This is a genomic window from Streptomyces sp. NPDC104106 (assembly GCF_055584345.1).
On sequence record NZ_JBVJMF010000006.1, the window covers coordinates 390354 to 414543 of the forward strand.

General features: G+C 74.5%; 19 protein-coding genes and 3 pseudogenes. 8 read left to right on the top strand and 14 right to left on the bottom strand.

The features are described 5' to 3' along the window. Positions 1-9: 9 nt before the first annotated feature. The 3 genes from ACZ60X_RS17470 to ACZ60X_RS17480 form a co-directional block, all read right to left on the bottom strand. Complete coding sequence (locus ACZ60X_RS17470; protein WP_469599066.1) at positions 10-954, bottom strand: ribose-phosphate diphosphokinase; 945 nt, start codon at positions 952-954, stop codon at positions 10-12. Between the two features lie 42 nt (positions 955-996). Next, a complete protein-coding gene (locus tag ACZ60X_RS17475) occupies positions 997-3357 on the bottom strand; it encodes an ArnT family glycosyltransferase (RefSeq protein WP_469599068.1) in 2361 nt (786 codons plus the stop codon). Between the two features lie 190 nt (positions 3358-3547). Beyond that, the gene (locus tag ACZ60X_RS17480) at positions 3548-3793 is read right to left on the bottom strand and encodes a hypothetical protein (RefSeq protein WP_469599249.1); all 246 of its coding nucleotides are present in this window, start codon (positions 3791-3793) and stop codon (positions 3548-3550) included. Positions 3794-3856: 63 nt separating this feature from the next. On the opposite strand from ACZ60X_RS17480, the gene ACZ60X_RS17485 reads away from it, so the two are divergent. Further along, the gene (locus tag ACZ60X_RS17485) at positions 3857-4888 is read left to right on the top strand and encodes a PHP domain-containing protein (protein ID WP_469599071.1); all 1032 of its coding nucleotides are present in this window, start codon (positions 3857-3859) and stop codon (positions 4886-4888) included. 251 nt (positions 4889-5139) lie between these two features. Here ACZ60X_RS17485 and ACZ60X_RS17490 read toward each other — a convergent pair whose 3' ends face one another. From ACZ60X_RS17490 to ACZ60X_RS17505, 4 genes and pseudogenes are all read right to left on the bottom strand, one after another. Continuing rightward, positions 5140-6021: an alpha/beta fold hydrolase gene (locus tag ACZ60X_RS17490; RefSeq protein ID WP_469599072.1), complete on the bottom strand. Its 882-nt coding sequence runs from the start codon at positions 6019-6021 to the stop codon at positions 5140-5142. A 145-nt stretch (positions 6022-6166) separates the two neighbouring features. Then, positions 6167-7333, bottom strand: a pseudogene (locus ACZ60X_RS17495) (ROK family protein); the annotation flags it as partial. Positions 7334-7400: 67 nt separating this feature from the next. Continuing rightward, entirely contained in the window at positions 7401-8423 is a 1023-nt protein-coding gene (locus tag ACZ60X_RS17500) for a phosphotransferase family protein (RefSeq protein WP_469599073.1), read from the bottom strand. Positions 8424-8444: 21 nt separating this feature from the next. Beyond that, positions 8445-11660, bottom strand: a complete 3216-nt coding sequence (locus ACZ60X_RS17505; protein WP_469599075.1) for a cytochrome P450 — start codon at positions 11658-11660, stop codon at positions 8445-8447. Between the two features lie 343 nt (positions 11661-12003). Here ACZ60X_RS17505 and ACZ60X_RS17510 point away from each other — a divergent pair, with 343 nt between their 5' ends. Further along, on the top strand, positions 12004-12651 hold the full coding sequence (locus ACZ60X_RS17510) for a PAS domain S-box protein (protein WP_469599077.1): 648 nt from the start codon (positions 12004-12006) through the stop codon (positions 12649-12651). A gap of 425 nt (positions 12652-13076) precedes the next feature. On the opposite strand, the gene ACZ60X_RS17515 is transcribed toward ACZ60X_RS17510, so the two are convergent. Beyond that, positions 13077-13991: a DUF3626 domain-containing protein gene (locus ACZ60X_RS17515; RefSeq protein ID WP_469599079.1), complete on the bottom strand. Its 915-nt coding sequence runs from the start codon at positions 13989-13991 to the stop codon at positions 13077-13079. A gap of 98 nt (positions 13992-14089) precedes the next feature. Here ACZ60X_RS17515 and ACZ60X_RS17520 point away from each other — a divergent pair, with 98 nt between their 5' ends. The 4 genes and pseudogenes from ACZ60X_RS17520 to ACZ60X_RS17535 all read left to right on the top strand — a co-directional run. Next, positions 14090-14584 (top strand): FBP domain-containing protein, encoded by a 495-nt coding sequence (locus ACZ60X_RS17520; protein ID WP_469599081.1) that lies wholly within the window; start codon positions 14090-14092, stop codon positions 14582-14584. A gap of 100 nt (positions 14585-14684) precedes the next feature. Next, positions 14685-15938, top strand: coding sequence for an FUSC family protein (locus tag ACZ60X_RS17525; RefSeq protein WP_469599083.1), 1254 nt, complete (start codon positions 14685-14687; stop codon positions 15936-15938). Between the two features lie 102 nt (positions 15939-16040). After that, positions 16041-16220, top strand: a complete 180-nt coding sequence (locus tag ACZ60X_RS17530; protein WP_469599085.1) for a hypothetical protein — start codon at positions 16041-16043, stop codon at positions 16218-16220. A gap of 407 nt (positions 16221-16627) precedes the next feature. Next, positions 16628-16981 (top strand): annotated as a pseudogene (locus tag ACZ60X_RS17535) (lactonase family protein); the annotation flags it as partial. Here the strand turns inward: ACZ60X_RS17535 and ACZ60X_RS17540 are convergent. After that, positions 16949-17674, bottom strand: coding sequence for a DUF2470 domain-containing protein (locus ACZ60X_RS17540; protein ID WP_469599087.1), 726 nt, complete (start codon positions 17672-17674; stop codon positions 16949-16951). The pseudogene ACZ60X_RS17535 and the gene ACZ60X_RS17540 overlap by 33 nt on opposite strands. Positions 17675-17764: 90 nt before the next feature. Next, the gene (locus tag ACZ60X_RS17545) at positions 17765-18700 is read right to left on the bottom strand and encodes a GlxA family transcriptional regulator (RefSeq protein ID WP_469599089.1); all 936 of its coding nucleotides are present in this window, start codon (positions 18698-18700) and stop codon (positions 17765-17767) included. Between the two features lie 72 nt (positions 18701-18772). Here ACZ60X_RS17545 and ACZ60X_RS17550 point away from each other — a divergent pair, with 72 nt between their 5' ends. Further along, a complete protein-coding gene (locus tag ACZ60X_RS17550) occupies positions 18773-19108 on the top strand; it encodes a cupin domain-containing protein (RefSeq protein WP_469599251.1) in 336 nt (111 codons plus the stop codon). Positions 19109-19126: 18 nt separating this feature from the next. Here the strand turns inward: ACZ60X_RS17550 and ACZ60X_RS17555 are convergent, their stop codons facing one another. Then, positions 19127-19732 carry a TetR/AcrR family transcriptional regulator gene (locus tag ACZ60X_RS17555; protein WP_469599092.1) on the bottom strand — a complete coding sequence of 202 codons (606 nt, stop codon included), beginning with the start codon at positions 19730-19732 and terminating at the stop codon, positions 19127-19129. Between the two features lie 119 nt (positions 19733-19851). On the opposite strand from ACZ60X_RS17555, the gene ACZ60X_RS17560 reads away from it, so the two are divergent. Then, positions 19852-21396: a cytochrome P450 gene (locus ACZ60X_RS17560; RefSeq protein ID WP_469599094.1), complete on the top strand. Its 1545-nt coding sequence runs from the start codon at positions 19852-19854 to the stop codon at positions 21394-21396. Here ACZ60X_RS17560 and ACZ60X_RS17565 read toward each other — a convergent pair. From ACZ60X_RS17565 to ACZ60X_RS17575, 3 genes and pseudogenes are all read right to left on the bottom strand, one after another. Beyond that, a pseudogene (locus tag ACZ60X_RS17565) lies at positions 21361-21675 on the bottom strand (pentapeptide repeat-containing protein); the annotation flags it as partial. The gene ACZ60X_RS17560 and the pseudogene ACZ60X_RS17565 overlap by 36 nt on opposite strands. A 40-nt stretch (positions 21676-21715) precedes the next feature. Beyond that, on the bottom strand, positions 21716-23017 hold the full coding sequence (locus ACZ60X_RS17570; protein ID WP_469599096.1) for an alpha/beta fold hydrolase: 1302 nt from the start codon (positions 23015-23017) through the stop codon (positions 21716-21718). A gap of 106 nt (positions 23018-23123) precedes the next feature. Then, a complete protein-coding gene (locus tag ACZ60X_RS17575) occupies positions 23124-24149 on the bottom strand; it encodes a LacI family DNA-binding transcriptional regulator (protein WP_469599099.1) in 1026 nt (341 codons plus the stop codon). Between the last annotated feature and the right edge of the window lie 41 nt (positions 24150-24190).

The following is a 24190-nucleotide window of genomic DNA, read 5'->3' on the forward strand; positions in this document are numbered from 1 at the left end:
GGCCCGCCGTTACGACTGCTCGAACAGGGCGCTCACCGACTCACCGTTGTGGATGCGCCGTACCGCCTCGGCCAGGGCCGGGGCGATGGACAACACCCGGAGTTTCTCGGTGTGTTCGGCCGCCGGCACCGGCACGGTGTTGGTACACACGATCTCCAGCACGTCCGGCTGCTCGCTCAGCCGCTTGACGGCTCCGGCCGCGAACACCCCGTGCGTGCACGCCACCCGGATCGAGCGGGGTCCCGACTCCCTGAGCCTGCCGAGGAGTTCGACGACCGTGCTGCCCTTGGCGATCTCGTCGTCCAGCACGATGACATCGCGGCCGGTGACATCACCGATGACGGAACTGATGCTGACCCGGTCGTCCGGGTAACGCTGTTTGGCTCCGGCCGCCACCTGCGCCCCGATCAGCCGGGCGAAGGCGGCGGCCTCCTTGGCGTTGCCCAGGTCCGGCGAGACGACCGTCGTACGCGTCAGGTCGTAGCGCCGGAAGTAGGCGGCCAGTTCGCGCAGCGCGTGCAGATGGTCCACCGGCACCGAGAAGAAGCCGTGCACCTGCGGGGCGTGCAGGGTCATGGCGAGCACCCGGCGGGCGCCGGCCGCGACCAGCAGGTCCGCGACCAGCCGCCCGCCGAGCGAGATGCGCGGGGCGTCCTTCTTGTCGGAGCGGGCGTAGGAGTAGTGCGGCATGACGACCGTGATCCGGGCCGCCGAGGCGCCCCGGGCGGCGTCGCACATCAGCAGCAGCTCCACCAGGTGCTCCTGCACCGGCCGCACCAGCGGCTGGATCAGGAAGACGTCGCGCTCCCGGCAGTTCGCCTGGAGCTGCACCTCCAGGCAGTCGTTGGCGAACCGGCTGACCCGGGTCGGGCTGAGCGGCACGCCGAGGTGGGCGCAGACCTCCCGGGCCAGTTCGGGATGGGCACTGCCGCTGAAGACGGAGATGTCCCGCACGATCCGCTCCTCGCATGACCGGCACCGGCTGCCGGGCTCATGCTACTGGCCGGGTCCGCACCGGTAGAGCGTCTGGGCGGCGGCCGTCGTCCCGGTACGCCCCGCCAGGGACGGCACCGAGGTGGCGGAGTCCGTGCCGCCGTAGGCCGAGGCGGGGACCTCGGCGCAGTCGGCCCGCACCCAGGCGGTGATCCGCGCGGCGGCCGTCGGGCCGCCGGCCGCCTGCCCGGCGCCCCCGAACAGGGCGCCCATGCCCCGGCCGCCGCCCAGCAGCACGTACCGCACCGTGCCGCTGTCGACGAGCTGCCGGAACTGCGCCTCGGTCGGGAACGGCACGCGGCCGCTGAAGCCGCCGACCGGCAGGACATGTGCGCCGGCCGCCAGGATGAACGGCGAGGCGGTGCTCCAGCTCGTGGTGGCGAAGACGTACGTCGCCGAACCCTGGTGCGCGCGGGCGTAGTCGAGCAGCCGGCTCTGGGCCGCGGTCAGTGTGCCACCGCCTGCGGCGCCGCCGAATCCGCCCCCGCCGGCCGGGCCGTTCATGCCGCGCATGCCGTCCCGGCTCACCCGCCCGAAGGCCGCGCCGGCGGCCCAGGCCGACGGCCCGAACCGGCCGGACCCGGACCGGGCCGTGCCACCGCCATGGGTGGATCCGGTCGGACCGACCGCGCCCATGGTGTTGGTCCGGTACGACGGGGCGAAGACCTGCACCGCCCAGGCACTGGGGGCGATGAGGAGCGCGGCCAGCGCGGCGGCGAGCCCGCCCAGCGCGAGCCGGCCGCCGGCCCGCCGCCCGCCCGGCCGGGCCAGGAGGAGCAGCACCAGGCCGGTGACGGCGAGCAGCCCCACGGCGGGCGCCAGCCATGGCGCGAAGGACGTGAACTGCCCGGCCAGGTACGCGGCCCAGGCCGCCGTCGCCGCCACCGCGCCCGGCAGCGCCCAGGCACGGGGCCCGCCGGCCCGGTAGGCACGCCACATCAGCACGGTGCCGGCGCCGGTGAGCGCGGCGAGGGGCACGGCGATCACACCCATGTAGTACGTGTGTCCCGCGACGCTGCCGGCGCTGAAGACCAGGAAGTACAGGGCGAGCCAGGTGCCCCACAGGAGGTACCCCGCGCGCAGCCGGTCGGTACGCGGCCGTCCCCGGCGCCACAGCAGCCCGCACACCGCCGCGACGGCGGCGATCGGGTAGAACCAGCCGGTCTGGGAGGCGAGCGACGTGCCGAACATCTTCGACCAGCCGTTCTCGTCGCCGCCGAATCCGCCGCCGCCCCGGGTACGGGCGGCCCCCGCCCCGGCGGCGCTCGAGCCACGCGGAAGCAGGGCCGTACCGCCGGCCTGCGCACCCCCGGCCCCGAACGCCCGGTCACCGTCGACGGCGCGGCCACCGGTGTGCGTGCGGTCGCCGCCGTACCCGCCCGTGCCGCGGGAGCCGGTGCTCGCGGCGCCCAGGCCCGTCGCCTGGTCGGCCCCCTGGCTCTGGCCGGTGCCGGCGTGGCCGCCTCCGCCGCCCTGGGTGGAGCTGACGCTGCCCGTGGAGGCCGCGCTGATGCCGAGCGAGGAGAAGCGGGTCAGGAAGTTGTAGCCGACCACCATGCTGAACGCCGAGTTGTTGGTGGTGCCGTCCACATACGGCCGGTCCTTGGCCGGGGTGAGGGTGACGGCGAGCATCCACGACGCCGACACGGCGGTCATCACCACGGCGGAGATGCCGAGGTGGGCCAGCCGTCGGCGCAGGGTGAGCGGTGCCGAGACCAGGTAGACGAGGGCGAGCGCGGGCAGGACGGCCCATGCCTCCAGCATCTTGGCCTGGAATCCGACGCCGACCCACACCCCGGCGACGATCAGCGGGCGCAGCCGGCCGGCCTGCGCGGCCCGCTGGGTGGCCTCGGCCGCCAGCAGCAGACACAGCGTGAACATCGGGTCCTCGACCGAGGTGCGGAACAGGCCGACCGCGACGGGGGTCACGAGGAACACGGCGCCGGCGATCAGCGCCGCGTGCACGCCGGCCCAGCGGCGCACCAGGCGGTGGAGCACCAGCAGGCTCGCCACGCCCTCCAGCACCTGCGGGAGCGTCAGCGCCCACGGATGGAATCCGAAGAGCCGCGCGGACAGCGCCTGCGGCCAAAGAAATCCGGGCAGTTTGTCGAGCGTGATGGAATTTCCGGGGTCGAAAGAGCCGTAGAAGAAAGCCTTCCAGCTCTCCGTCATGCTGCGTGCCGCACTCGCGTAGAACGTGTGGTACTCGCTGCGGTCGATGCCCCACGCGTAGAGCACGGCGGCGAGCACGACGAGGACCAGCAGCGCAGGTCGGGCGTATGCGGGCTCGCCCTGCGGTGACCGCCACGGCGGGCGGCGGACGGCGCCGGCGGGGGCGGCTGCGTCGAGGACGTTCGTGACCATGCGCAGCAGTCTTCGGCACCGCGAGAGCCGACAGCGCCAAGGAGGCCCCTTTTCAAGGAAATTCTCACCGCGTCAAGGGCAGTTCTTTAACCGCATGACATCGCAATGACGTCGGTCAAGTGAATCCCTTACCAGCGAAGTAACGCGATTTCATCTGACGGCCCGCCAGGCCGGGCACCCGCGCCGGCGCTCAGCGCAACGTCCAGTGGTACTTGCCCCCGCCGACCCAGCGGACCACGTCGGGGTCGTCCAGGTCGTGGATCGTGATGCCGTGCGCCGCGGCGGTCTCCAGGACGTCGGTGACCGTCCTGGCCTTGCCGACCACCTGACCGTCGATCTCCATGATCCTGAAGGGGCGCTCGCCCGGCCTGCCGGGGCACACCTCGAGCACCAGGACTCGCGGACGGGAGATGTGGGGAGCTGCTTGTTCGGTCATACATATCAGCCTAAAACGCATCTCGGGTTGGGGTGGTCCGGAGGTTGTCCCACCCTGGTGTGTATGGATCCCGTCGCCGCCCTGGACCGCATCGCCTTCCTGCTGGAGCGGGCGCTCGCGCCCACCTACCGGGTGAAGGCCTTCCGTACCGCCGCCCGGACGCTGGCCGCGCTGCCCGAGACGGAGGTCGCCGAGCGGGCGGCGGCGGGGACGCTTCAGGCGCTGAAGGGGGTCGGGCCGAAGACCGCGCAGGTGGTGCGGGAGGCGCTGGCCGGGGAGGTGCCGGGCTACCTGCGCACGCTGGAGGAGGAGAGCGGCGAGGGGCACGCCGAGGGCCCGGGGGCCGGGCTGCGGGCGCTGATCCGCGGGGACTGCCACACGCACTCGGACTGGTCCGACGGGGGCAGCCCGATCGAGGAGATGGGGCGGGCGGCGGCCGAGCTGGGGCACGAGTGGACGGCGCTCACCGATCATTCGCCCCGGCTGACCGTGGCCCGGGGCCTGTCGCCGCAGCGGCTGCGCGAGCAGCTGGACGTGGTGGCGGGGCTGAACGCGCGCTGGGCGCCGTTCCGGCTGCTCACCGGCATCGAGTGCGACATCCTGGAGGACGGCTCGCTGGACCAGGAGCCGGAGCTGCTGGAGCGGCTGGACGTGGTCGTGGTCTCGGTCCACTCCAAGCTGCGGATGGACGCCCGCTCGATGACCCGGCGGATGGTGGCCGCCGTCCGCGACCCGCACGCGGACGTGCTGGGGCACTGCACGGGGCGGCTGGTGACCGGGCGGGGGCGGCCGGAGTCGGAGTTCGACGCGGACGCGGTGTTCGCGGCCTGCGCGGAGTCCGGTACGGCCGTGGAGATCAACAGCAGGCCCGAGCGGCTGGACCCGCCCCGGCGGCTGCTGCACCGGGCGGTGGCGGCGGGGGTGCTGTTCTCGGTGGACACCGACGCGCACGCGCCCGGCCAGCTGGACTGGCAGATCCTCGGCTGTGCCCGGGCCGAGGAGTGCGGGGTGCCCGCCGAGCGGGTGGTGACCACCTGGTCGGCCGAGGAGCTGCTGGCCTGGACCCGGGAGGGCCGGACCCCTGCGCGCGCGTGATCCGCGGGCGGATGCCGGCACATGCGGCCGCATGGAGAGAGCCCCGGCCGTGACGGGGGAATCACGACCGGGGCGGTCAGGCGGTGGGCGCGCAGGGCGGTCGCCTCGCGGCGAGCGGCTCCACAGGGCTTCAGCCGGACGATCGTCCCTGTGGGCGAAAGGTGAGGCCCGGGGACACTGTCCCCTGCACACCCACGGTTGGTTCAACGGGCAACCACCCTTCGGTGTTCCGCGCCCATGCGTGACCTGTGTCACCGTGCGCCCGCGTCCGCCCCGGCGAGCCCGGCGGTCCCGCGGGCGGCGCCCGCCTCGATGAACGCGCGCAGGTCGGCCGTGAGCCGGGCGGCGTGCGTCACGAACAGCCCGTGCCCGGCCTGCTCGTACACCTTCAGGGTGCTGTCCGGCACCAGCCGGGCCACGCGTTCGCCGGTGAGGGCCAGGGGTGCGGAGGCGTCGTGGGTGCCGTGCACCACCAGCACCGGCAGGTCGAGAGCGGTCAGCTCGTCGGCGATGTCCAGCCCGGCGACGAGGGCCCGGACCGCGGTCGAGGCGCGCGGCGCCGAGGCCAGGCAGCGGTCGATGATGTGGCGGACGTACGCCGGGGAGACGTCGTTGCCCGGGAACTGGACGGCGAAGAAGTCGTCCGCGAGGAGGGTGTAGTACGCGGCCCGGTCGCGCCGGTACAGCTCCTCGTCGGCGCGGATGACCTCGGGGTCGACGCCCTCGGGGAGGCGCGGCGAGCGGGCGATCCCCGGCGTGAGCCCGGCGACGAGGACGGCGCGGTCCACGCGTGCGGTGCCGTGCCGGGTCAGGCAGCGGACCACCTCCGCGGTGCCGACGGAGTGCCCGATCAGGGTCACCCCGTCGAGGTCGAGGTGGTCGAGGAGGCCGTACAGGTCGTCGGAGAGGGTGTCGAGGTCGTAGCCGGACCAGGTGTCGTCGGAACGCCCGTGGCCGCGCCGGTCGAGGGCCACGCAGCGGAAACCGGCCTCGGCGAGCGGCAGGGTCTGGTACTCCCACATCTCGTGGCCCAGGTAGGCACTGGCGACGAAGACGGCGACGGGGCCGGTCGCGGGGCCGTGGTCGGTGTAGTGCAGTCGGGTGCCGTCGACGGGGCTCTCGAAGTACGGCATGGGTGCCTCCTCTGCTGTGGTGACCAGGTGCGACGCTGCTCGGTCGCGCTGACGTCACCGATACTCCCCGGACCCCGCGCGCGGGTCGATTACCTGAGGCGTCATGGCCCCGCTCCGCCGACCGGGCCCCCTCGGCCCGGGGCGCGTCGCGCAGAAGGGCGCGCCGGGCCGGCACGCGCTCCCCGGCGACCGGCTCGGCCCGGCGGCGGCCGCTCGCGAAGAGACCGGCCGGCGGCAGGATCGCCGCGCCTACGGTGACGGCGTCGGGGCGGAGCCGGCCGAGGCCGATGGTGAGCCGGTCGGCCGGGTGGCGCAGCGCGTACGTCGCCGGGTGCCGGCGCACGGCGGGCAGGAAGCGGGTGCCGAGCCGGATCCCGGCCCCGTCGCCGACGGTGATCCGCTCGGGCCGGAAGAGGTTGATCAGGTCGGACCGGCCCGCGCCGAGGTACTCGGCGGTCTCCTCCCCTCGGGCGGGTGGGCGGTGGCGAGCAGCGCGCCGAACGCGCTCTCCTCGCCCACGTCCCCGGGCGGGCGTCCGCCGTCCTCGCGCCGGCGGGCGAGCAGCGACTCGGGCGCCCGCGCAGGCCTACGGGCGGCCGGGCGCACCGCACCGGCAGCGCCGCCCGCGGACCCGGCCCGTCGGATGCCCCCACTCGACCGCCCGCCCGTGCGCCACCGCCGGGGTGACCAGGCAGGCGCCGACGCCGGAGCCGAAGAGCAGCACGACGGCGTCGCGGGCACCGCGTCCCGCGCCTGGCCAGATCCCGGCCTGGCCCCGGGGCCTGGCGCCGTTGTCGATGACGCACGGGACGTCGTCGGGCGGTGCGGAGGCGGAGCGCAGCGGCCGCTCCAGCGGTACGGCGTCCCAGCCGATGGTCTGCCCGTGGACCACGGCACCTTGGTCCGGGGTGCGCTCGACGATGCCGGGGACCCCGGCGCCGACGCCGAGCAGCCGTTCAGGTACGACGGCCCGCCCGGTGCCGAGGACTTCGGCGATGCCGTCGCGGATGTGGCCGGTGATCACCTCGACGTCGTACCCCTGGGGCGTCAACGGCCGTTCGGTGCGGGCCAGTTCGATGAGTGCCAGGTCGGACGGCTCGACGCGGACCCGGGTATCGCCGACGGCGACGGCGGTCATCCGGCCGCTGTCCGGGCGGACGCGCAGCAGGGTGCTCACGGAGCCGGGGCTGAGACGCGTCGCGGGGCCCAGCTCGAAGCGGCTGAGCGGACCGTCGAAGTACGGCTTCCGCAGCACGGCCGTGCGGCTGCCCCGCCAAACGTCGCGCACCGTGCGCCCGGTCCGCCCCGCCACGGCTCCCTTCACCCACCCTGCCCGGCTGCGACATGCCCGTGGGGCAGCCCGGACACGATCGATGCCGCTACGCCCGACGGGTGAGCGGCGTGATCTCGTCCAGCGCGGCGACCAGGTGCGGTGCGACCAGTTCCCGCACCCGGCGGGCGGCGGTCTCCCCGACCTGCCTGGGCACCGTCTCGACCAGCATGATCAGGTACAGATACGCGCGGTACAGGGCGAGCCGGACCCGCTCCCGGCGTCCGAAGCCGGCCCGGCCGCCGCCGTCCCGGTAGCCGGCGAGGAAGTCCCGGTCCTGCTCGATGTCGCCCAGCAGGGCCAGTGAGACGAAGTCGGCGAGGGGGTCGCCCCAGAACATGCGCTCGCCGTCGATGAGCCCGCCGATCCGTGGCCCGTCAAAGGTGCGGTGGATCAGGATGTTGCCCTGCCACAGGTCGAAGTGGACGGCGCGCGGGACGGTGACCTCCTCCAGGGCGCCTTCTGCGGCCGCCAGCACCTTCGCCGTCTCGTCGGCGGGCAGCGGCAGTTCGGCGGCGTAGCGGCGGGCGTCGGCAAGCACGGCGTCGAGCATCGCGGTGAACGCCGTACGCCAGTCGGGGGCGAGCGGGCCGAGGGCGCCGGAGGGGTAGCCGAAGCCGGGTCCGGAGATCCGGTGCAACCGGGCCACCAGTCCCGCCAACTCCCGGCGCAGTGCAGGCCGTTCGTGCTCGGCCAGGGAGTCGTCCCAGGGGCTGCCGGGGCAGCGGGTCTGGAGGGTGTGCCGCACGGCGTCGCTCGGGTCGGTGTGGACGGTGCGCGGGGCGGGGACGCCGGCCTCGGCGGCGGCGCGGCAGAAGGCGTCCTCCGCGGCCAGGAGCCGGGACTCGTAGCGGAGCCCCGGCCCGGTCGGCGCGGTCTTCAGGATGTAGCGGCCGCCGTCGGTGAGGCGCAGTTCCTCGACGGTGTTGTAGGTGCCGCCGCCGAGGGGGCGCACCCCGGCGAGCCGGGCGGGCGCGAGGCCCGCCGCGGCCAGGGCCCGCCGGGCCCGCTCCTCGGGCGGGTCACCGGGCTCCGGTGCCGCCGCCGGGTGCCCCGGTACCGGCTCCTGCACCGTGCGCCCCTCCCCCGCGGCTCAGCCGGCCGCGTACACGTCCTCGACGTAACGCCCGTCAGCCACCAGCGAGTTCAGCCAGCTGTCGGCCGCCGCCTCGTCGGCGCCCCGGGAGCGTTCCCGGTACAGGGTACGGAACGCCTCGCGCACGCCGGGTGCCATCCGGGAACCGTCGCCGCAGACGTACACCCGGGCGCCCGCGTCCAGCAGGTCCCAGACCTCGTCGGCCTCGGCGGCGATGCGGTGCTGGACGAACAGGGCACCGCTCTCGGGGGCGGCGCTGAAGGCCGGGCGCAGCGAGATGGCGCCGGCGGCCTCGGCGGCCCGCAGTTCCTCGGCGTGCAGGAAGTCGGCGTCGGGGGCGTCGCAGCCGAAGTACAGCAGCGCGGGCGGGAGTTCGGCGCCGGCGGCGCGGGCCGCCACGCGATCGGCGACGGCGCCGCGGAACGGGGCGAGTCCGGTCCCGGCGGCGATCATCACGACGGGCGCCGAGCCGTCGATCCGGAAGGCCTCACGACAGGGCTGGACGCGGGCGTACACGGTATCGCCGGGCTTGAGGGTGGCGAGGTGACCCGAGCCGGTGCCCCGGTAGCGGCCGCGCCCGGAGCGGGCGGGGGCGTCGAGCACGGAGACCATGAGGTCCACGTGGGCCGCGTCGGCCGCCGGGGAGGACGACACGGAGTAGTGGCGGGGCCGGAGCGGGGTCAGCAGGTCGAGCAGCAGCGGCCAGCCGAGGGCGCCACGCAGCGCGGGGTGCTCCTCGACGAGTTCCAGGAGGGTGCGCGGGTCGTCGTCGCCGAGCGCGGCGAGGGCGGCACGCTCGGGCGGGCAGGGGTTGGCCCCGGCGAGCAGCTCCCGCTGCCGCGCGGTCGGGCGCTCCTGCAACTCGACGTGCCGCGCGAGCAGTTGGCGTACGGTCAGCGGCCGGTCCACGGCGAGGCCTCCCCCGCGCTCGGCTGCGCTCGCACCGGGGGACCCCCATCGGCGCGGGCGGGTGGCCCGGATGTCCAGGACGGTGTCGGGGTCGAGGCCGAACGCCGCGACGGCGCGGTCGACCAGCTCCGGTGCGTTGGCGGGGAGCACGGTCAGATGGTCGGCGGTGCGGTAGGTGACGCCCTCGGGCAGGGCGATGCGCAGGAAGCGCTTGGTGCGCGGGTATCCGGGGGCGGTGAGGTCGTGGGCCTCGGTCACCGTCATCGGGACCAGCTCATGCCGCTCGGCGAGGGCGTCCAGCGGGCCGCCGGTCAGGGTGCGGACCTCGTAGGCGTGGGCGGGCTCGTCCGCGCTGTGCGGGGTGGCGTCGGGGTCGCCGTACTCGGTGAGCAGGGCGGTACGCAGCCGGGTGGTGAACTCCCGGACGGTGCCGGTGAGATCGCCTGAGGCGTCGGCGGCGGTGCGTTCGGTGAGCCGGGTGGCGCCGAGTTCGGCGAGGCGGTCGTCGACCTGGGTAGGGACCTGCTGGTAGGTGGCGGACCAGTTGCGGTCGCCCACGCCGAGGACGGCGTAGGTGACGCCGGTCAGGTCGGGGGTGCCTGCCAGCCAGGCGGTGAAGGCGCCGGCGTCGTCGGTGGGGCGGCCGTTGTAGGAGGCGGCGGTGATGACGACGGGCCGGTCGGTGGGCAGTCCGTCCGCGTACGCGTCCAGGGCGGCGACCTCGGTGGCGCAGCCGACGGCGGCGGCCTCGTCGGCGAGCTGGGCGGCGAAGGCCCGGCAGGTGCCGTAGTTGCTGCCGTGCAGGAACAGGGCGCTGGTGCCGGGGCGGACGCGGGCCGGCAGGGTGTCCGCGGCCGCGGTCTGCTCCGCCCGGGCCGGGGCGGCGCCGGGCAGCGGGGCGTGGACGCGGTCGGCGGCGGTGCGCGGGGTGAGCGTGAGGGTGAAGCCCTCGGGCTTCAGTGTCAGGGTCTCCTTGACGTGGAGCCGGTAGTCGGCGTGGTCGTGCAGCCGGTAGCGGTGGACCAGCATGGCGAGCAGCATGGTGGCCTCGTGCAGCGCGAACTGCCGTCCGATGCAGGCGCGTTCGCCGGTGCCGAAGGGCTTGAAGGCGTGCACGGGGCGGGCCGCCTCCGCCTCGGCGGTGAACCGTTCGGGGTCGAAGTGCTCCGGGTTGTCGCCCCACACCGGCTGCCGGTGCAGCATCGGGGCCAGCACGGTCACGGCCTGGCCGGCGCGCATCGGGATCCGGCCGCCGAGCAGGGTGTCCTCGCGGGCCTTGCGGCTGAAGGCGGCGGCCGTCGGCCACAGCCTGAGGGCCTCGTTGAGCACCTGGCGGGTGTAGGTGAGCCGGCCGATCTCCTCGTACGTCGGCTCCGGGTCGGCGCTGTCTCCCCACAGCGCGTCGGCCTCGCGCTGCACCAGCCGGAGCACGGCCGGGTGCTTGGCGAGGTAGTACAGGGCGAAGGACATCGCGCCGGAGGTCGTCTCGTGGCCGGCGATCAGGAAGGTGATGACCTGGTTGCGGATGTTGGCCGCGTCCAGCGTCGCGCCGTCGGCGGGGTGCGGGGCGCTGAGCATCAGCCCGAGCAGGTCCTGGGCGCCGCTCTGGTCGGTGCCGGCGCGGGCGGCGATGACGTCGTCCACGACCTGGGCGAGGTAGTCGGCGTCCCGGCGGAACGCCGCGTCGGCGGCGGAGTGGTCCTGGCCCGGGGTACGGGCCAGGCGGGTCATGCTCCACTCCAGGCAGCGGACCATGGACTCCACGAAGGGGTGCGGCTCGGCACGCTCGAACGACCCGAAGTCGTAGTCGAATCCGGCCAGTCCGATGGTGTCGAGGGTCATCCGGGTCATGTCGTCGGGCACGTTCACGGCACGCCCGTCCTTGGCCGCGCGGTCCCAGGAGTCGATGAGCCGGCGGGCCACCGCGAGCATCACCGGGTGGTAGGTGCGCATCGAGCCGAGCGCGAAGGCGGGCATCAGGATGTCGTGCGCCTTGGCCCAGTTGGGCTCGTCGTTGTACGCGGTGAACAGGCCGTCGGCGGCGAACTCGCGCACGTTCTCCAGGGCCGGCCCGACGTGCTTGGCGAACCGCTCCTCGTCGGCGAGGTCCGCGACCAGATCGGCGTCGGCGACGAACGTCACGTCCCGCCCGTGCAGCCGGCGCACCAGCACCGGGCCGTGGGTGCGCATCAGCTCCATGACCTGCTGGACGGGGGTGCGGCCGGGACCGGTGGCGGAGATGTCGACGACGGGGACACCGGGCAGGGTTCCGGCCGGGTCGGGGTGCAGTGTGGTGGGGGTCATGGCGCGACAACTGCCTTTCGCGGTAACGGAGTACTCGGGGTAACGGAGTACTCCGTCCAGCGTGGGCGAACACCGGCACGTGCCGACGCCACGGCACTACACGATCGCGCAGTCAAAACTCGGTTACGGGCCTTGCGCGGGCGGGGGGAGCGGGACCGGCTCGGACGGCCGGCTGGGCTCGGGAGGGCCCGGCGGGACCGGGAAGACCGGCGGGACCGGGGAGGGGCGCTGGGCCGCACAGGGCGGCTGGACTTGGCAGGGCCGGCGGTTTGGCGCTGACCTTGGTTTTCGTCTTGGATGAAGACCGAACCCGCGGGGTGGCTCGACGCATCGGGAGGTGGGCATGGACCTGAAGCGGGCCGACGCGGTCGTCTGGCGGAACCGGGCCCTGCTGGTCTTCGACCGGGTGTCGGTGCCGGTCGCGGTGTGCGATGTGTACGGCCAGGTGGTGCTGGCGAATCCCGCGATGGCCGCGGAATGCGGTACGACGCCGGGCCGGCTGCGCGGCCGGGACGTGCTGGAGTTGTTCCGCCCGCAGGAGGCCGGGCAGGTGGAGCGCATCGCCGAGGCGCTGCGGCTGCGGCACCGCTCGCGCTACCAGGTGTCGGTGCGCTGGCGCGCGCCCGGCGGGGCGAAGCGCTTCGGGGAGCTGACGGCGGACCCGGTGAGCGACACGGTGGACGAGACACCGGCCCTGCTGGTGATGCTGCGGGTGCAGGGCGAGTGCGCGCCGGCCGCGCCGGAACCGGCTCCGGTCACCCCGGTGGAGGGGCGGGTGCTGGCCCTGCTGGCGGGCGGGGCGAGCACGGCCGCCGCCGCGCGGGAACTGGGCCTCAGCAAGGACGGCGTCACGTACCACCTGCGTCGGCTGTCGGCCCGCTGGAACGCCGCCAACCGCACGGAACTGGTCGCCCGCGCCTACGCGTTGGGCGTCCTCACGCCGGGGGTGTGGCCGCCGGAGGCGAGGACACGGACCCCGGAGGCGGAGTAGCACGGGCCGACGACATGCCCGAGGAGACCGAGGCCGCCGGTGCCGCGTCCCCCGTGGACGGACCCCGCGGATGCCGTGGCCCGGCACACCGCCGCCCCGGACGGCGTACCCGCCCAGCCCTGCCGGCCGAACCCGTGACCGCCGAGGGCACACCTGCGAGGGCAGAACCCGCCGCACCCGCGAAACCGGCGGACGGACCGACGACAGCCTCCCTCGCGGCAGCCGTCCCCCTCAGCCCACCTCACGCGGAGTCCCCGCGGGTGCCCTGCGCGCACCGGCCGGGCCGGCCGAAGCCGGGCCCGGGAGAGCCGTGCCCCCCGGCAGCCGTGATCCCGGGCGACGCATCTGCGTCAACCGACCTCACAGGCGCCCCGCCCACAGGCGCCGTGCCCGGAGCCGTACCCCCCTCAGCCGCCGTCCCCCTCTCAACCGCTCCCGGTTGCCGGCGCCCGGCATGTCGTCACCCCCGATGCCGTACGTGCCCAGGCCGTGCCCGCGTTCGGCGGGGTGCCGAAGCGGGCCAGGGTGTGCCAGAGCATCTTCAGGTCCTGGAGGGCGTAGCGGCCGGTGCGGGCTGCGTCGCCGAGGAGGCGTGGGGTGAGCAGTCCGCGTTCGGCGAGGCGGGCGCCGAGGTCGGCGTACTCCGGTCCGCGGTAGTCGGCGTGGCGGCGCAGCGCGGTGACGGTGAGCCGGTGGCCGGGATGCCATTCGAGGGGGAAGGGCAGGCGCCGGGCCGCCGCCTCCACCGGGGTGCCCCGGTAGCTCGCGTCGAGGACGAGCGCCTCGACGTCCCTGTCCGGCAGCACACCACCGTGCACATGGCTCTCGATGTAGTCGTTGAGCGGATCCTTCTCGTCCGCCTCGGCGAGCGCGGTCAGCGGCATCGCCGCGGCCACCCCGAAGTCGTCCGGCTCGGCCGCGCTGTCCGGGTAGCAGAAGGTGGTCCGTCCGAGGACCGCCCCGGTCAGGCGCAGGTGCGAGGAGCCGAAGCGCGGGGCCGCGCCGACCGCCTGGTGGCGGAAGTCGAGCGCGCCGTACACCGGCCGCTCGACCGGGGGCGCGTCGTCGTACGCGGCGCCGAAGATCCGGCTCTCCCAGCGCGTCCGGTCGCCGCCCGGGTGCGCGGTGAGGCCTCCGTTGCTGGTGCCCGTCACGTACTGCGAGTGGTACGCGCCGTCCCTGGCCAGAGGCGCGAGGACCGGCAGCCCGGCGGAGACCCGGTCCGGGTGGAAGTTCAGGGTGATGCGCAGTCCTGGGTCGAGCGGCGGGCCGGACACCCCGGCGGCGACATGGTCCAGCGCCCGCCGGGCACCCGGGGGCAGCCCCTCCGGGAAATCCATTGGCTCACCCTCCCCTGGCTACATAAGCTAGTGGATAACCTAGGAGCCCTAGGTTAAATCCGTTCGCGTACACGAACACGTTCACAAAGGACTCCCCCATGAGATCGCTCACCGAGCAGGACATCCGCAACTCATTTGTCAACTGCTCCCGGGGAGAGGCCAAACGGCTGGCGGTCCCCCGTGACCTGGCCGAACGCCCGTGGGACGACCTGGACTTCCTCGGCTGGCGGGATCCCGGGGCACCCGACCGCAGCTATCTGGTCACCGAACGGGACGACCGGCTCGTGGGCGTCGCCCTGCGCTTCCAGCCCGCGCAGCGCGGGTTCCTGCAACGCAGCATGTGCGCGCTGTGCCTGACCACACATCCGCGCGGCGGGGTGACGCTGATGACCGCGCGCAAGGCGGGCGCGGCGGGCCGTGAGGGCAACTCGGTCGGCCTGTACATGTGCACCGACCTGGCCTGCTCCCTCTACGTGCGGGGCAAGAAGGTGCCGGAGTCCGGCACCCGGTTCGAGGAGAGCCTGACACCGGCGGAACAGATCGCCCGCACGACGGACCGGCTGCACGCCTTCCTCGACAAGCTGTACACCTGACCTCCTCGCGCACCGACCCGTACGGCGCGGGGCCGCCCGCCGCCGTACGGCCCCCGACCGGCCGCGTTCGACGCGTCCGGGGAAGGGGAACAGGCAAGGGATGCACGACGTACGGAAGTGGCACGCGGGACTGCTGCGCCTGATCGAGCGCCGCCGGCAACCGGTGGTCGTCCAGACACTGCGCTCGGCGACCGCGGCGACGATCGCCTACGTCATCGCTCTCCGGCTGAGCCCCGAGCCCGCGCCCCTCACCGCACCGCTGACGGCGCTGCTGGTCGTCCAGGTGACCTTCTACGCCACCCTCACCAACGGCATCCGCCGGGTGAACTCGGTGGTGGCCGGGGTGCTGGTCGCCATCGCCTTCAGCGTGCTGGTGGGCCTGACCTGGTGGAGCCTGGCGCTGCTGATCGTGGCCGCGCTGGGGGTGGGACACCTGGTGCGGGTCGAGGAGTACGTGGCCGAGGTGGCGATCAGCGCCATGCTGGTGCTCGGGGTCACCACCATCGGCTTCACCGCCTGGGCGCGCATCGTGGAGACGCTGATCGGGGCGGTCGTCGGCACGGCCTGCAATCTGCTGCTGCCGCCGCCGGTGTGGGTGGACGAGGCGGGCCGGTCGATCGAGGACCTGGCCCGCCGGGCGCGGCAGTTGATGCTGCGGATGGGCGAGGAGGCCGCCGGCGGGATCCCCTGGCAGCGGGCGGCCGAGCGGCTGCACGAGGCGCGCCGGCTGGACCAGCACATCGCCCACGTGGACACCTCGCTGCGACAGGCCGAGGACAGCCTGCGGCTCAACCCCCGCGTCAGGGAGGGGCTGCTGCACCGGGTGGTGCTGCGCACCGGCCTCGACACGCTGGAGATCTGCACGGTGGTCCTGCGGGTGCTGGCCCGGTCCTTCACGGACCTGGCCAAGGCACGCGGGAGCGAGGAGCTGTTCCCCGCCGGGACCGGGGCGACCGTGGAACAGCTGCTCTCCGAGATCGGCGACGCGGTGGTCAGCTTCGCGGTGCTGGTCACCACCCATCTCAGCGAGGACGCCGAGTCGGCGGAGGCCCGCCTGACGGCCGAGCTGCACACGGCCGCCGGCACCCGGGACCGGCTGGCGGAGCTGCTGCGGGAGGAGGTGCGACGGGACTGGGCGCACTGGCAGCTGCTGGGTGCCGTGCTCACCGAGACGACCCGGATCATCGACGAGCTGAACACCGAGCACCGCACCCGCCGTCTGCTGGAGGAGCTGGACCGCGTCTCCGGCGAGCAGCGGGCCAAGCTGCCGCGTATGACCCGGCTGCGCGAGCGCCTCGGTGTCCAGGAGGAGCTGTGGCGGAACCGCGCCGGGTTCGGCGAGCGTTCCCGGTGAGGAGGAACGGCCTCACCGAGCGGTCCCGCCCGCGCGATCCCACGGAGGGACCTCGAGCGCCGGTGGGCGTCGTCGGCGCACGAGCGGGGCGAGGGGGCCCGGATGACCGATGCCGGGGTGCGCGTCATCAGGGACACGCTGCGCCTGCCGGGTGGGGCGGCGGTGCGGTTCGTCCGCACGCTGCGGCTGCCCGGGACGGGCACGCGTCCGCTGCCGACCGGGCTCGGCGAGTTCCCCGTCCGGCGCGTCGCCGACCACGCCGACCGGGTGCCCGACGCGTGATGCTGGCGGTGTACCTGCGCGAGGCGACGTGGCCGAGTTTCTCCGGTACGACGGGACCGGCCGCGTTCCAGGTCGGAGTCGGCAAGGTCTGCGCGGTGTCCGGCAGGCCCTGGAGCGACCGGCTCACCCGGTATCCGCGGAACTACGTGGTGCCGCCCCACCGGCCCTGGCTGGACGGCGTCCACTGCGCCGCGGGCACGGTCCGGCGGTTCGTCGCCGTGCCGCTGGGTCTCGGCGCGACGGTGGCGGCCCGGCGCGGCATGGGCGCGGCCTCTTTCGCCGGTGGGGTACGGCGCGCCGACGACGGCGCCCGCGCGCGGGGGGTATCGGCCTCCGCCGCCATGGGGTCGGCGGGGGCGGCTCGATGCGCCAGGAGGCGTACCGGGACGACCGGCCGCTCACCGACTACGGTCGGCGCGCCGCAGTCCACCGGGTCGGCCGGCGGCACCACCGACTGCCCGGCGCAGTTCCTGGTGACGGCGGACGGCCGGTACGCGTTCCTGGCCAACCGGGGCCACAACAGCCTGGCCCGGTACGCGGTCGAGGCCGGCGGCGCCCTGCTGCGGCTGCTCGGCACGGTGCCGGTGGGCCGGGACTTCCTCCGGCAGATCGCGTTCTCGCCGGACGGCGCGCTGCCGTTCGCGGCGAACCAGCGCTCGGGTACGGTCACCGTCTTCCCGGTGGACCGGGGCAGCGGTGAACTCCGCCCCGCCGGTGGCCCGTTCGCCTCACCCGTCGCCGTCTGCGCGCTGCCGCTGTAGCGCGCGGGGGCAGGCCGCGGCGGCGGCCTGGGCGAGCAGGGCGTGCATGCGCTCGGTGAGCTGGGTGACGTCGTCGGCGGGTGTGCGGAAGGGCAGGCGTACGTCGCCGTGGGCACGGGTGCGCTCGATGCGCAGGGTCAGTCCGTACCGGTCGACGGCGAGGGGCAGCACTCGGGTCGCGCCGTGCAGGCTCTCGGGCCGCACCAGCCGGGTGAGCCGTTCGACGGCGTCCGGATGGGCGTCGGCGAGGTGGGTCAGCAGTCGGGCCTCGGCGGTGGCGAGCGGGTCGGGCCGGGCGGCGGCGTACTCGTCGAGGTCGACGACCACGGGCCCGCAGGCCTGCCGCAGCACCACGCGGGTGGGCCGGAACAGCAGCGCGCCCGCGTCCGCGGCGAACCAGCCCGCGATGTGGAGCCGGGCCCGGATCCGCCCCCGTACCGGTACGGGGGCGACGTCGGCGAACTCCAGCACGGCGGACGGCTCCTGGCGCGGGGCGCAGATGGCGGCGGTGAGCAGGGCGCTGTCGTCGGGCACCGCGAGCCGTACCGCGCCGTCGTCGCTCACGGTGTGCGCGCCGACGTACTCCTCGCGGGCGCCGTCCGCGGTCACCGCGCACGACCACGCGGCGGCGAGCACCGAGCGCGCCCGTTCCGCCGCGCCGGGTACGGCCGTCCAGTCCTGCGTGTCACCCATCCCGAGACCTCCTTAGGTAAGCCTTGCCTAACTTATCGGAGATCGAGGCGCGCGCCAACCACGCCCTCGGGGCCAGGGCTTGGCCGCGGATCACGGGACCCGGAACGCTCGCCGGTAGGCGCCCGGGGTCGTGCCGGTCCGGGCGCGGAAACGGCGGCGCAGGTTGACCGCGGAGGTCAGGCCGACGCGGGCCGCGATCGCCTCCACCGGCAGGTCCGTCTCCTCCAGCAGGGTCCGCGCCGCGGCCACCCGCCGGGAGAGCAGCCACGCCCCCGGGCTCATGCCGAGCCGGTCGGCGAAGCGCCGGGCCAGGGTACGGGGCGAGACGCCGAGGTGCACGGCCAGGTCGCCCACCGACAGCGGTGTCCCGAGGCGCTCGTCGGCCCAGGCGAGCAGGCCGTCCAGCCCGTCCCCGGGCGCGGGACGCGGCGGGTACGGAGCCTGGCCGGCCTCACGCGGCGGCGGCAGCACCATGTGCCGCGCGAGCAGGGCGGCGTACGCGGCCCCGTGGTCCTTGCGGACCAGGTGCAGGCACAGGTCGAACCCCGCGCCCGCGCCGGCACTGGTGGCGACGTCGCCGTGGTCCACGTAGAGCCTGTCCGGCTCCACGCGCACCCGGGGGAACTCACGCCGCAGATGCTCGGCGCGCGCCCAGTGCGTGGTGGCCGAGCGGCCGTCCAGCAGTCCGGTGCGGGCCAGCGCGAACACCCCGGAGCAGATCGTGACCAGCCGCGCCCCACGCGCGTGTGCCCGCAGCAGCGCCCGGCGCACGGGATCGGACAGCGGCTCCTCCACCGGGAGCCAGCCCGGGATGACCACGGTGTCCGCGGCGTCGAGTGCCGACAGGCCCCGCGGGACGGACATCGCGTACCCACCCGTGGTCGGCACGGGGCCGGGCGTCTGCGTGCACGTCTCCAACGCGTAACGCTGCGGCACTCCCGGCCGCTTCGTGCCGAAGACCTCGACGACGCAGCCGAGTTCGAAGACCGACTGCACCGGCCGCACCAGAGCCACCACGCGATGCATGGCACGAAAGTACCCCACGGCGTCATGGCGGGCTCTGTCGCGCCCCTGTCCGCGCACGGCACTGTTGCGGGCATGCACCCCGAGATCCTCGCGCAGGAGGGCTACACCTCCGTCCGCGTCCACGAGTCCCCGGTCCGTGAACTGTTCCCCGGGATCCGGCTGCGTCCCCTGTGGCGCGGACCGGCCGGCGCACACGCCAACGTGCTGGAGATGGAGGCGGGCACCTCCTGGCCGCGCCGCGACGTCCATGAGCCCGGCCCGGAGGAGGTCTACGTCGTCGCCGGCACCTTCAACGACGGGGCACGCGACTACCCGGCCGGCACGTTCCTGCACGCCCCCGCCGGATCGTGGCACGTCCCCTCGACCACCACCGGCTGCACGCTGTTCCTCTTCTACCCCGAAGGATAGGTTCCGCCCTGACCGACCCTAGGCGAGTACGCCCAGCAGCGCCCTGGCGCACAGATCGCGCACCTGCTCCCGGCTCAACTCCCCCTCGCGCAGCCACTCCAGGCACACCGCCGTGGTGAAGGCGAGCCAGCCGCGCACGGCCAGCCGCACATGGGGAACGGTCGCGAGGACGGGGCCGAACTCGGGATCGGCGGCGAGCGCGGCGAGGATCTGCTGCTCCTGGGCGGCCAGCGCCCGCTGGTAGACCCGGCGCACGGCCTGGTCGCCGGCCGCGTCCGCGCGGTGGAAGGCGCGGAAGCCGTGGGCGTGGGCCTGGACGTACCCGAGGTAGGTGTCGAGACCGGCGGCGAGCTGCTCGCGCACCGGCACACCGGGCACGGCCGCCGTCATGTGCAGCATCCGCTCGCTCTCCCGCTCCACGACCGCCGCGAAGAAGTCCCGCTTGGTCGGGAAGTAGTGGTACAGCAGCCCGCGCGAGACCCCGGCGATCTCGGCGACCTGCTCGATCCACACCTCGTCGTAGGGGCTCTCCGAGAACAGCCTCGCGCCGACCGACAGCAACTGCTCACGGCGCTCCCCGGGCTTGCGGCGGCTCCGGGCTCGCTCCCCCTGGTTCGCGGCCATGGCGTCACTTTACTTGACGCCGGTTCAACAAGCGGACGAGACTGACAGCGGTTATTGAACTCACGTACAACACCGGCGGGACGGCTCAACAGCTCGCTGGATCAAGGGAGATCGGCGTCATGGCGGACACGACGCACGGCACGGGAACCGATCGGCCGAAGGGCTTCCGCAGTGCCGAGCTGGGCTGGCCCGAGCTGGAGCGCATCCCGCATCCGCCGGGCCGGATGCCGCTGCTGGGCGACGTCCGCGGGGTGAACCGGCGCACGCCCATCCAGGACTCGATGCGCCTCGCGCGCGAGCTGGGGCCCATCTTCCGGCGACGGGCCTTCGGCAAGGAGTTCGTGTTCGTCTGGGGCGCGCCGCTCGTCGCCGACCTCGCCGACGAGTCCCGGTTCGCCAAGCACGTCGGGCTCGGGGTGGCCAATCTGCGGCCCGTGGCCGGGGACGGGCTGTTCACCGCCTACAACCACGAGCCCAACTGGCAGCTCGCGCACGACGTCCTGGCCCCCGGCTTCAGCCGGGAGGCCATGGCGGGCTACCACGGGATGATGCTGGCGGTCGCCGAGCGGCTGACCGCGCACTGGGACCGCGAGGCGGCGGCCGGGCGCACGGTGGACGTGCCCGGGGACATGACCAAGCTGACCCTGGAGACGATCGCGCGCACGGGCTTCGGGCACGACTTCGGCTCCTTCGAGCGGGACCGGCCGCACCCCTTCGTCACCGCGATGGTCGGCACCCTCAGCCACGCACAGCGCCTGAACACGGTGCCCGCGCCGCTCGCCCCGCTGGTTCTGCGCTCCGCCACCCGGCGCAACGCGGCCGACATGGCCTACCTCAACCGCACCGTCGACGACCTGGTCGAGGCCCGGCGCCGCTCCGGCCCCGGGAACGGCGACCTGCTGGACCGCATGCTGCGCACGGCGCACCCCGAGACCGGCGAGAAGCTGTCGCCGCGCAACGTCCGCAAACAGGTGATCACGTTCCTGGTGGCGGGTCACGAGACCACCTCGGGAGCGCTCTCCTTCGCCCTGTACTACCTCGCCCGGCACCCCGGGATCGCCGCCCGCGCCCGCGCCGAGGTCGACCGCGTCTGGGGCGGCACCGAACGCCCGTCCTACGACCAGATCGCCAAGCTGCGCTACGTCCGCCGGGTGCTGGACGAGTCGCTGCGGCTGTGGCCGACCGCGCCGGCCTTCGCCCGCGAGGCCACGCGTGACACGGTGCTCGCGGGCGGCCATCCGATGCGCCGGGGCGCGTGGGCGCTCGTCCTGACCCCGATGCTGCACCGCGATCCGGAGGTGTGGGGCGAGGACGCCGAGCGCTTCGACCCGGACCGCTTCGAGCCGGGAGCCGTACGGGCCCGTCCGCCGCACACCTTCAAGCCCTTCGGCACCGGGGCGCGGGCGTGCATCGGCCGCCAGTTCGCCCTGCACGAGGCGACCCTGGTCCTCGGCCTGCTGCTGCGCCGCTACGACCTGCGCGCCGACCCCGGGTACCGGCTCAGGGTCACCGAGCGGCTGACGGTGATGCCGGAGGGACTGCGCCTGGCCCTCCGGCGCCGGGAAGCCCCCCGCGAAGGCGCGGGCACCGGCGCGGCGGACGAATCGCTCGCGGCACCGGCCCCGGTCTCATCCCCCTGCCCAGCGCACCGGCCGGCCGACTGAGCCCGGCAGTCGGGTCCCGGCGCTGCCCCGCGCGGCGTTCAGCTGCGGCTGGGTGAGGAAGAAGGCACCGGCGAGATCCGCGCCGCGCAGATCCGCGCCGATCATCTGCGCGTCGCGTAGATCCGCGCCGGTGACATCCGCGGCGACGAGGCGGGCGCCCCGCAGACTCGCCCCGCGCACGTCGGCACCGCGCGGCCGGACCCTGATGAGATCCGCACCCCGCCGGTCCTTGCCGCGCACCAAGTCGGCGACGCCGGCGCGCACCAGCTCGCTGGTGCGCCCCGCCCCCGTCTGCCGTACCGCCCCCGCGGGGCCCGCCTCACGCCTCGTCGCGGGTCAGCGCCAGCAACCGGTCCAGTACCCTGGGCGCCCCCGTCCGCAGCCCGTCGTGCTCGAACTCGTCGGTGACCCACGTCCGCAGCCCCCGGACGGCGCGCGCGGTCTGCAGCGCGTGTGCCGTGTCGACGTACATGTCGTCGTGGTAGACGGCCGCGGCGACCGGTACCTCGTTGGCGGCGAGGCGCGAAGGGTCGTACAGCGGATCCCAGTCGGTGCGGGCCGCGAGGAGTTCGGCGGTCTCGCGCAGCGGGCGCAGGGCAGGGTCGGTGTCGAACATCCAGGGGTGGACCGTCTCGCCCGTGAACAGCACCGGCGCGTCCCCCGCGAGGGCCTTGGCCGCGTCGAACTGCGGGAACTCGGCGCGGACCCGTTCGGCGGCCCAGGCTGTGGGGCGCGCGCCCTGGCCGTAGATCGACTCGTGGAGGAGGGCGTAGAGGGGGTGGGCGGCGTACGAGAGCAGGGCCTGGGCCTGCTCCTGGAAGGCGTCGGACAGCTCCTGGCCGGCCGGGGTGCGCACGAAGGCGTCCTCCAGCAGGTGGTGCAGTCGGTGGCTGCCGTCGCTCGTGCCGAGCATCAGGCCGAGGGACTGGAAGGCCTCGACGGTGAAGCGGTAGCCGCTGGGGAGGGTGACCTCGCGGGTGAGGAGGTGGTCGGCGATGCGGCGGGCCCGTTCGACGTCCTGCGGGTAGCGGGCGTAGTGCGCGGTGACCTTGCGTTCGATCCGCGGGTAGGCGGCGCGGTAGACGTCGTCGGCGTGGGCGTGCAGGGAGGGCAGGCCGCCGGTGATGACGGCGGTGGCGAGGCCCTCGGGCGCGAGGGAGAGGTACGACACCGTGCAGAAGCCGCCGTAGCTCTGGCCGAGCACGGTCCAGGGCGCGCCGCCGGTGACCTCGGGGCGGATGGCCTCGCAGTCCCGGACGATGGAGTCGGCGCGGAAGCGGGCGAGATAGCCGGCCTGCTCGGCCGGGCCGCCGCGCAGCGGGAGCGTCTGGCGGGTGGCGGGCGTGGAGCTGCCGGTGCCGCGCTGGTCGAGCAGCAGGACCCGGTAGTCCTTCAGGGCCCGGTCGAGCCAGGCCTGACGTCCGACGAAACGATTCGCCCCGAAGCCTGGGCCACCCTGGAGGTACAGCAGCCAGGGCAGGTCCTGCCCGGCCTTGTCGCTCGCGACCACCTCACGGGCGTACAGCTCGATGGTCTCGCCGCCCGGGTCGGCGTGGTCGAGGGGCACGCTGAAGCGGCGGTCGGTCAGGACGACACCAGGCTGGCGGTAGCTGAGGCTCAACGGGGCTCCCGGGGCGGTTGGAACCGAGGGGACGGACGGGACCCAGTTCAGCACATGGACGGGCGGGGGCCGACCCCGGGGACGCGGTTCTCCACTGACCGGCCGGTCAGCGTGCGGCGAGGCTGGAGCGGCGCACCACCAGCTCGGGCTGGAGCACCACCCGGCGGTGCTCGTGCGCCCGTTTGCCCTCGCCCTCCTCGGTCTCCTCCAGCAGCAGCTCGGCGGCGAGCGCGCCCATGGTGACGGCCGGCTGCCGTACGGAGGTCAGCGGTACGGCGGCGGCCGCCGCGAACTCGATGTCGTCGTAGCCGACGATCGCGAGGTCGTCCGGGACGGTCACGCCCGCCGCGTACATGGCCTGGAGCACGCCGAGGGCGAGCAGGTCGTTGGCGCAGAAGACGGCGGTGGGGCGGTCGGCGAGACCGAGCAGCCGGGCGCCCGCGTCCCGGCCGGCGGCCACGTCGAGGCGTTCGGTGGGAAGTTCGCGCAGGGCGCCCTCGCCGAGCCCCGCCTCGGCGAGGGCGTGCAGCGCGCCGGTGCGGCGGTCGCGGACCTGGTTGAGGCCGGGCGGCCCGCTGACGTAGGCGATCGAGCGGTGCCCGGCGTCCACCAGATGGCGCACGGCGAGGGCGCCCCCGGCGACGTCGTCCACGGAGACCGAGCACTCGGTGGTGCCCTCGGCGACCCGGTCCACCAGCACGAACGGGATGCCGTGCCGGCGGAAGGTCTCGATGTTGCGGCCGGTGGCGTCGGCCGGGGTCAGCAGCACGCCCCGCACCCGCTGTTCGGCGAACAGGGACAGGTACTCGGCCTCCTCGGCGGCGTTCTGCGCGCTGTTGCAGACCATCACGCCGAGCCCCGCGTCCCGGGCCGCCCGCTCGGCGCCGCGCGCCACGTCCACGAAGAAGGGGTTGCCCATGTCGAGCACGAGCAGGCCCATGATCCGGCTGCGGCCCGCGCGCAGCTGGCGCGCGGACTCGCTGCGGACGTAGCCGAGCCGGTCGATCGCGGACAGCACCCGGGCCCGGGTCTCACTGGCGACGGTGTCCGGGCGGTTGATGACGTTCGACACCGTGCCCACCGACACACCGGCGGCGCGGGCGACGTCCTTGATACCCACCGACTGGGTCATCGGGCGAAGACCTCCAGGGGACGAGACGGGACGGACGGCGG